Annotated in this window: 8 protein-coding genes and 1 pseudogene; 6 read left to right on the plus strand and 3 right to left on the minus strand. The window is 40.4% G+C overall.

The annotated features are described in order from the left end of the window. The first annotated feature begins 483 nt into the window (after positions 1-483). Together JMY00_RS13225 and JMY00_RS13230 are read left to right on the plus strand one after the other, a co-directional pair. Entirely contained in the window at positions 484-1,029 is a 546-nt protein-coding gene (locus JMY00_RS13225) for an MbeB family mobilization protein (protein WP_201580498.1), read from the plus strand. Between the two features lie 3 nt (positions 1,030-1,032). Beyond that, a complete protein-coding gene (locus tag JMY00_RS13230; RefSeq protein ID WP_201580499.1) occupies positions 1,033-1,605 on the plus strand; it encodes a hypothetical protein in 573 nt (190 codons plus the stop codon). Positions 1,606-1,895: 290 nt separating this feature from the next. Here the strand turns inward: JMY00_RS13230 and JMY00_RS13235 are convergent, their stop codons facing one another. Then, positions 1,896-2,213: a hypothetical protein gene (locus tag JMY00_RS13235; protein ID WP_201580500.1), complete on the minus strand. Its 318-nt coding sequence runs from the start codon at positions 2,211-2,213 to the stop codon at positions 1,896-1,898. A 478-nt stretch (positions 2,214-2,691) separates the two neighbouring features. Between JMY00_RS13235 and JMY00_RS13240 the strand changes: the two genes are divergently transcribed. After that, positions 2,692-3,504, plus strand: a complete 813-nt coding sequence (locus tag JMY00_RS13240; RefSeq protein WP_240990766.1) for an SEL1-like repeat protein — start codon at positions 2,692-2,694, stop codon at positions 3,502-3,504. 214 nt (positions 3,505-3,718) lie between these two features. Next, positions 3,719-4,600, plus strand: coding sequence for a replication initiation protein (locus JMY00_RS13245; protein WP_201580501.1), 882 nt, complete (start codon positions 3,719-3,721; stop codon positions 4,598-4,600). A gap of 73 nt (positions 4,601-4,673) precedes the next feature. Here the strand turns inward: JMY00_RS13245 and JMY00_RS13250 are convergent, their stop codons facing one another. Next, positions 4,674-5,348, minus strand: coding sequence for an MAE_28990/MAE_18760 family HEPN-like nuclease (locus JMY00_RS13250; RefSeq protein WP_201580502.1), 675 nt, complete (start codon positions 5,346-5,348; stop codon positions 4,674-4,676). Between the two features lie 32 nt (positions 5,349-5,380). Then, entirely contained in the window at positions 5,381-6,481 is a 1,101-nt protein-coding gene (locus JMY00_RS13255) for a DUF262 domain-containing protein (RefSeq protein WP_201580503.1), read from the minus strand. 350 nt (positions 6,482-6,831) lie between these two features. Here JMY00_RS13255 and mobC point away from each other — a divergent pair, with 350 nt between their 5' ends. Together mobC and JMY00_RS13265 are read left to right on the plus strand one after the other, a co-directional pair. After that, positions 6,832-7,164 carry a plasmid mobilization relaxosome protein MobC gene (gene mobC / locus JMY00_RS13260; protein WP_201580504.1) on the plus strand — a complete coding sequence of 111 codons (333 nt, stop codon included), beginning with the start codon at positions 6,832-6,834 and terminating at the stop codon, positions 7,162-7,164. Beyond that, a pseudogene (locus JMY00_RS13265) lies at positions 7,154-7,453 on the plus strand (mobilization protein); the annotation flags it as partial. The gene mobC and the pseudogene JMY00_RS13265, both read left to right, overlap by 11 nt.

Here is a 7,453-nt window from a genome sequence, read left to right on the forward strand (position 1 = left end):
AAAAAAATGCCTTGATGGACGGCTTTGAGCAGACCATTAGAGCAGGGTTAGACGTTGATAGAGTAAGTGTTAGCTGGATTGAGCATCGAGATAAAGGCAGGTTAGAACTGAATTTTGTCTTTGCTAACGTAGATTTAGAACACGGCAGAGCATTTCAGCCCTATGTCCATAACGTCGATAAGCGCAGAGTCAACGCATGGAAAGACATGCAAAACATCGAGCATGGTTTTACAGACCCCAATGACCCAGCCAACAAGCGGCTCATGGCACAGCGTGACAACTTACCAAGACAGGTTAAAGACGCAAGACAAGCCATTACTGACGGTCTACAAGCATTGGTGATTGAGGGCGTAATTACCAATCGTGCTGATGTTGTCCAAGCATTGACGAGTAGTGGCTTTGAGATAGCACGAGAGACGGATAAAGCGATCTCTATCAAGAACCCAGCAGGGAAACGAAATATCAGGCTGACAGGCGGATTATATGAGCGAGATTTTAACTTTAGCAGCGAAATTCAAAACACAGTCACAACAGCAAGCAAAGACTATCGAGCAAGAAGTACAGAACGCTACGACGCAGCTAAACAGCTTTATGACAGCGAAGTTGGAAGAAAGCGAGACTATCATCAAGCAAGGCATGGAAAGCCTAGACACCAGCAACGAGCAGTTGCTAACCATGTTAGCAAAACATCAAACCGATATGTCTACAGCCCTCGAAACCTATACGAACAACGTCCAAGCCCATACCACAGAACATTTAGAGCAGTTCGCAGAAGAGATGGAAAGGACGATAGAAGCCTACACACAGCACATCAAACAACTCATAACGCAGCGAGAAGACCGGATAGCGCAGGTTATCAAATCAGAAATGAAAAAATGGGTGATAGTCACCAGTATCGTCGCAATCACGGTAATGATGTTCGGCATGCTCATAGGGGGAGCTTTGGTCAACAAGTTCTCAAAACCGACCTATATCAATCCACCGCAGCAGCCACCGTCACAACCGCAGATCGACTACAGTCAGGGGTAAGTCATGGACAAGAGACTACTAGAGCAAGTACAGCAAGCCTTGCAAGCGCAGCAGGACACGATCAAACGCCAAGAGCAGATGCTAGACGACCAAGAGCGATACACACAGCAGCAGCTACGCAAGAAAGACCAGGATATAGCCGAATTGACAGCCTCATTGAACAAATTGGCAAGAACGAAGACGCAAGAGTTAGAACGCTTACCGACGTTGTTCAAACAGTTGCAAACTTCAATGATAGAACAAACGGACGTGTTCAATGGATGGGTCGCATATCGGAAAGAGCACGTAACAACGCAAGCATTATTGATAAGCGAGTTATTAGCTTTAGGAAACGTACAAATGCAGCTCGTAGAGCAGTTGAAGACGTATCAGAGCACGATAACACCGCCCGATTATCTAGAGAGCGATACGACGCAATTAGAGAGCGATACAGTAAAGTTGGAAGGCGAATTGAGCGAGTTAGTGAGCATACAAGTCAAAATAGAGGCGTCACAGAAGAAAATAACCGGCTCACAGGCAGGAATACAGACGGAATTGAAGGAATTAAACAAATTGCTGAGCAAGTTAGAGAAGTGATAAATGAGAAGGAGCAAGAGCTTGAGCGTGCTAGAGCGCACACAAGGTCACAATCTCCAAGCATGGGGCGCTAGCTAAGCCAGAAAATAATAAAGTAAACAATGAAGCTATAGTTCGATGCCTCTACAGCGCACCAATCACAATTTGATGAGATAAATCCAAGTTTTGACGCACCTCAAAATAGTTAGACCATTAGCAAAAACTGGTTGTCGAAGTTAATGTTGAGCGTCTTTATCATGGTGTCATAAAGACGCTTATTTTTATTTCTAATATGTGATGACTATGACTTCTTAATAATCATCACATTTAGCATCGCGAATAACTTTTTCTGTGGGATCATCCCACGACCTCATGTTAGACACTCTATAACGCGAACATTTACCATAATGACCGATATACCTAGTTGTGTGTCGATCATCATTTATGACCATATCTATAGCATCTCGTTCGGTTTCTTGAGTAGACCAAAGGCATTGAACTGGTCCACACGCTTTCCAGTTGCCATTCGGTGTTTCCCATGTAAGAACCGTACCTGTATCGGCTAGTGCTGCACTTGAATAAAGTGCGCTCAATAGAATAACTGCTAAGCTTAATATTTTCGTTTTCATGTAAACCTCCATGCTTACATTTATAATTGTAGGAGTTCAATACCGCAAAAGAGAAATATTGAATTTAACGTAAAATTATAAGAAAACGCATTATCTTGCTGAAGTATTCAGTATTAGTAATATATGAATTGATATGAAGATTCAAGCCCTTTTTAATTTAATCAAGAATATCTATAGTTTTTTTTCTATCATCTTACCTACTGATAAAATGAGAAAAACCTCGAATTATCCCCTTTTTGGACACTGTTCGGACACCGAATAAATATAATATTATATAAACAATTTAAAAATCAGATACTTAGAAAATAATCATCCTCAAGGGTGGCTTGGGGGTGATTTGGTTCCTCGCATAAAGGTACATTATGGTAAATGGTTTTGAGGGTAGAAAATCACCGGAATAAGTGCTTGAAAATATGTCTGCTATCATGGTGATATTGCACAAATGTAAACCCCAAAAATAAATCATTAGAGACTCGCCATGCCCCTGCTCAAAATCCCATTGATTCGTAAAACCACCCTGTTTTTAGTCTCTGCTATGTTTTCTGTGTCGGCTATGGCGGTAGATATTAACCAAACTATACGACTGGCTAATCAAGGCGATGCTGAGGCTCAATATGATCTTGGGTTGATGTACTACGATGGTGAAGGTGTGTATCAGGATTATGCAAAAGCGTTCGAGTGGTTTGAGAAATCCGCTAACCAAAGTAGTCCCTATGCTCAATACAACCTTGGTGTGATGTATTTCACAGGCAGAGTTGTACGTCAGGATTATGCAAAAGCGTTCGAGTGGTTTGAAAAATCTGCCAACCAAGGGTTTTCGTATGCTCAGGATAATCTCGGGTTAATGTATTACCATGGTTATAGTGTCAGTAGAAATTATGAAAAATCTGCTGAGTTATTCCAAAAATCAGCTAGTCAAGGATACGTCAAAGCCCAAAGCAATCTCGGGTTAATGTATGAGAAGGGTTATGGTGTGCGTCAGGATTACAGTAAAGCTTTTGATCTGTATCGAAACGCAGCTAATCAAGGATATGCTGAAGCTCAACATAACCTAGGTGTTATGTATGAGAATGGCAATGGTGTGCGTCAAGATTACAGTAAAGCTTTTGATCTGTATCAAAAAGCAGCTAATCAAGGATACGCCAAATCTCAAAACAATCTTGGAGTGATGCATATCAAAGGCGATGGTCTGCCTCAAAGCTATAGTACTGCAAAAGATTTATTTGAAAAATCTTGTAGGAATGGCTTTCAGGGTGGCTGTAATAACTATCGAAAATTAAATCAAAGATAGAGCGATGTATGCCTTGAATGACGAGGCTTTACGAGGAAATTGCTAATTGACGAAACAAGAATGAGAGCGTAAACTCAAGTGCTAGAAACGACTAACCCCCAGCGACGGCAATCACTAGGGGTTAGATGAATTTTAATCTGTGTCAGCAGATATAAAACCCATTTTTCGATACGGACATTTTATATCAGCAGGCGCACCAACACAAGTGTGCGTGATGTTAATACTACCGGAAATATACGAAACACTCCCCTATAAGCCCTATTGCACCGATGATTTAGGTAATCTTGTCATTCGTCCTAGGCAAACTGCCGTCAAAATGCGGTACATCCAGCATAACCCCCCTTGCATGACCCACTTCATTTGCTTAGACATTGATCATAAGCATGGCGCAATGCGTTGGGCAGAAGAACACCTACCACCGCCACGGTGGACAAGCCAAAATCCCTCAAACGGACATGCTCACATCGTTTATGAGCTAAAAACGCCTGTTTGCACTAGTGAGCATGGTAGCCGTAAAGCTCTAGACTACCTTGCCAAGATACAAGCAGGGCTTGTCAGAGAGACAAGAGCAGACGTCGGCTATACCAACTTCATCACCAAAAACCCCATGCACGAACATTGGCGTACCGAAGTATGGACAAAAGAAGCCTACGAGCTGAACTATTTAGCGGATTTCGTTGATCTCAGACCTTTAACGGCTATAGAAAAAGAATATGGGCTTGGTAGGAACTGCACCCTGTTCGATACCGTTCGCCATTGGGCGTATTCTGCCATTAGAGGGCACCGAGCAAAGGCTTGGGAGCAATGGTATAACTCAGTACTTAAACATGCTCAAAGCGTGAATATGATGTTTTCAGAGCCATTACCGTACTCAGAAGTCAAAGCTACTGCCAAAAGCATCGCTAAATTTTGCTGGAAGCGTGATGGATATCACTATAACGAGTTTATCTATCGCCAAGCACTCAAAGGTAGCAAAGGTGGCAAGGTATCTAAGCGTAATCCTGTAGCTACGTCAGAGCAGTCATTAAGGCCTTGGGTAGAATTAGGTATATCGGAAAGTACATATCATAGACGGAAAAGACTCGGCAAAATTTGACAGTGGATAAGCCTAAGTCAGATAACAGCCTTTTTCGCTTAGGCTATCCTTTAGGTTCACAAGACTGCCAAAGTCAGGCTTCCTCTTCCTCTTTCAAGTAATCTTCATTTTCAGCTGCATCTAATAGTAACGTCGCGTACTTGTCTAGCATTGTTAAAATTACTTCGTGTATGCTTCTGTACATTTCGAAATCTATCTCAGTGTAATTCCCATGGGCTATTGAGTTTCTTTTGCCTACTATTGTTTCATCTAAGAAGTTACCTTTTAGATCAAAGTATTCGATTATTGGGCTACTCATATCTATGCACAGAATTCTTAGTATGCCAAAAAATTGCTCGCTGTTTATGTTAGAGAATTTACTAAGCTCTGTAAATCCGTCAACCCTAAACACTTCCTCTGCATGATTAACTTTGTCTTGGAAATGTATGTCGTATATCAGAGCTTTAGTGAATTTAGTGTTTATATCGCAGTACGTTTGGCTAATATAGTGAACAATAAATTTTTCGTTCAAGTTTTGGTACGTTAGTCTTTGGCTAGATAGGAAATCTAGGTACAAAGCGGATGCCTTTTTCACGAAGCCTTCCCAATGCGAGTATAAAATAACTATTGAAGCTTTTATGCTCACTTTTTGGGAATATTCCGTTTGGAGAGCATTTATAGCAAAGATATCTGCACACTCTTTCTTTCTCCAAGCAATATCCTTCTCTATTTTCGTTTGAAGTTTGTCAATGGTACTGATTCTTGACATCGTTGCAGCCCTTAGTTACTAGTTAGTTTTATTTAGCTTAAGAGCTGTCTTCCTAAAGGGATTAACTTTGGTAGTCTTTGATTTGCTCTGTAACCAGAGCCGCTGTTAGCAATATAGTCTTGCTCAGTACTCAATTCTTGAGAAACAGCAATAATTTTCTCTTTCAAGAGCTGTTTATCTAATCCAGGATTCTTGCTAAAAAGGTAGCCTACACCCAACGCAAGCACTTCGTATATTGACAATAAAAATGGACCTTTATATCTATTACCATCATATTTTCTAAATGAATCTTCACCAAGAGCACTATTAATAATTTTAAAAGTCTCTAAGAAGATTACCCCTTCTTCCTCATAGTCAAAACTAGGGTTGTTGGCTAGCTCCTTGGTCTTCATGGTTATAAAGTCATTGATATCCCGAATTTCAGATAGAAAAGATTCTTCGATGTCTTTCAAGATGATAAATCTAGTAGCTAGTTCCATATAATATTGAATTTCGACTTTGTTTTCTGAAATAGGTAAAGATGCTGTAAATTCCGGTAAATTAGATAGGTCTTTTAACCATTCAAACATCTCTCTATTCATCATTATTAATAAGCAATTTCTTACTTCTTGATCGGAAAGCTCACTTCCATAGGTATTGAGACGTTGAAACAACTCGTACTTCATCATGGGATCACTTTCATTCTTGATTATTTTAAAATCTATCTTCTCTCTTTTGAAAGTTCTTTGAAGTTCTTTTGGCAGAGAAAGTTCATTCTCTTTGTCCCAATACATGCCTTCTAAGTTTAAATGCTCTGTTTCCACGAGTCTTAGAGGTTCAGTTATTTCGCCGTTTTCATCTTTATAGATACCTATAAATGAAAAAATAGTAGATAGTCTCTGTAGGCCATCAATAACGTCCCAAATGCCATCAGACCTTTGTGATACGAAAAAGGAAGGAAGAGGTATACCTAGTAATATGGATTCGATTAATCTACTTTTTTGAATGTCAGACCACCTATATAGTCTTTGAAATTCAGGATGAATATCTAACTCATTATCTCGGTATAAATTTATAATTTCCCCTAAAGACATAGGATAAGAATCAGTATTTATCTCTTTCCTCAAAATTCCTATTTGCTCGATAAGACTCATCACTACATCCTTTAATTTTTAATTCAAAAAATATTATCATTACTTTTTATACAGTTTCTGGCATTTCATCAAAGAATCTATATTTCTAGATATACAAATTAAGTATCGGTTAACTGAAGTCAATGACATAGTTTGGCCGCAGTTAATCTGACAACGAATATTAGAACAATAACACTTATACCGCAATGAATAAATCTACTATAATATTTATAAAGCCAGCATATACCGTGGGTACAATATTCACTTCGTTACTATTGACCCAAGGCATACTGGTAAGGGGAAACCCCTTAACCCCAACCCCTCACAAAAAGCCGTGAGGGGCGAAAAACAACCGCTAGAGCGAGGCTAAAATGGCAAGGACGAAATGGCTCAAAATAAGAGTTTCTGATCAAGAAATTGCAGACATCAAAAAGCGTGCAGGTCAGCACGATATGTCTAACTACGTTCGCGGATTGGTACTTGATCAGCCGGTAGCTGCGCCTGAACCAAAGGCCAAAAAAATCGTACACAGTGCTGATCCCGAATTGGTGCGAGCGATTAATCGCATTGGCATCAACATCAATCAAATCGCCAAGCAGACCAATACAGGGCAAGAAGTCGGCAACTCAGTGTTGATTGCCTTACTCAATTTGCAAACCACGCTAGACAAAGCCCTAGCATCGAGCATGCCCGATGATCGTTAAATTCTTCACTCATGGCACAGGTGGCAGCAAAGGCGTGTTTGATTACTTGCTTAACGACAAAGAGCAGCCAGACGGCAAACGCCTTGGTGCCGAAGTATTGAGGGGCGACATAGACAACCAAGCCTTGCTCATTGATAGCCTCGACTTTAAGCAAAAATATACCAGTGGTTGCTTATCGTTCACTGAGACAGCCGACCAAGTCACTGTAGAACAAAAAAATGCCTTGATGGACGGCTTTGAGCAGACCATTAGAGCAGGGTTAGACGTTGATAGAGTAAGTGTTAGCTGG

It is taken from the genome of Psychrobacter sp. Pi2-52 (assembly GCF_904846705.1).
In the GTDB taxonomy this organism is placed as follows: Bacteria; Pseudomonadota; Gammaproteobacteria; order Pseudomonadales; family Moraxellaceae; genus Psychrobacter.

Excerpts from the sequence above, each read along its gene's own strand:
- mobC (WP_201580504.1), top strand. The coding sequence starts at position 6,832 with ATGGCAAGGACGAAATGGCTCAAAATAAGAGTTTCTGATCAAGAAATT.
- JMY00_RS13235 (WP_201580500.1), bottom strand. The coding sequence starts at position 2,213 with ATGAAAACGAAAATATTAAGCTTAGCAGTTATTCTATTGAGCGCACTT.
- JMY00_RS13225 (WP_201580498.1), top strand. The coding sequence starts at position 484 with ATGAGCGAGATTTTAACTTTAGCAGCGAAATTCAAAACACAGTCACAA.
- JMY00_RS13250 (WP_201580502.1), bottom strand. The coding sequence starts at position 5,348 with ATGTCAAGAATCAGTACCATTGACAAACTTCAAACGAAAATAGAGAAG.
- JMY00_RS13230 (WP_201580499.1), top strand. The coding sequence starts at position 1,033 with ATGGACAAGAGACTACTAGAGCAAGTACAGCAAGCCTTGCAAGCGCAG.
- JMY00_RS13245 (WP_201580501.1), top strand. The coding sequence starts at position 3,719 with ATGTTAATACTACCGGAAATATACGAAACACTCCCCTATAAGCCCTAT.
- JMY00_RS13255 (WP_201580503.1), bottom strand. The coding sequence starts at position 6,481 with ATGAGTCTTATCGAGCAAATAGGAATTTTGAGGAAAGAGATAAATACT.
- JMY00_RS13240 (WP_240990766.1), top strand. The coding sequence starts at position 2,692 with ATGCCCCTGCTCAAAATCCCATTGATTCGTAAAACCACCCTGTTTTTA.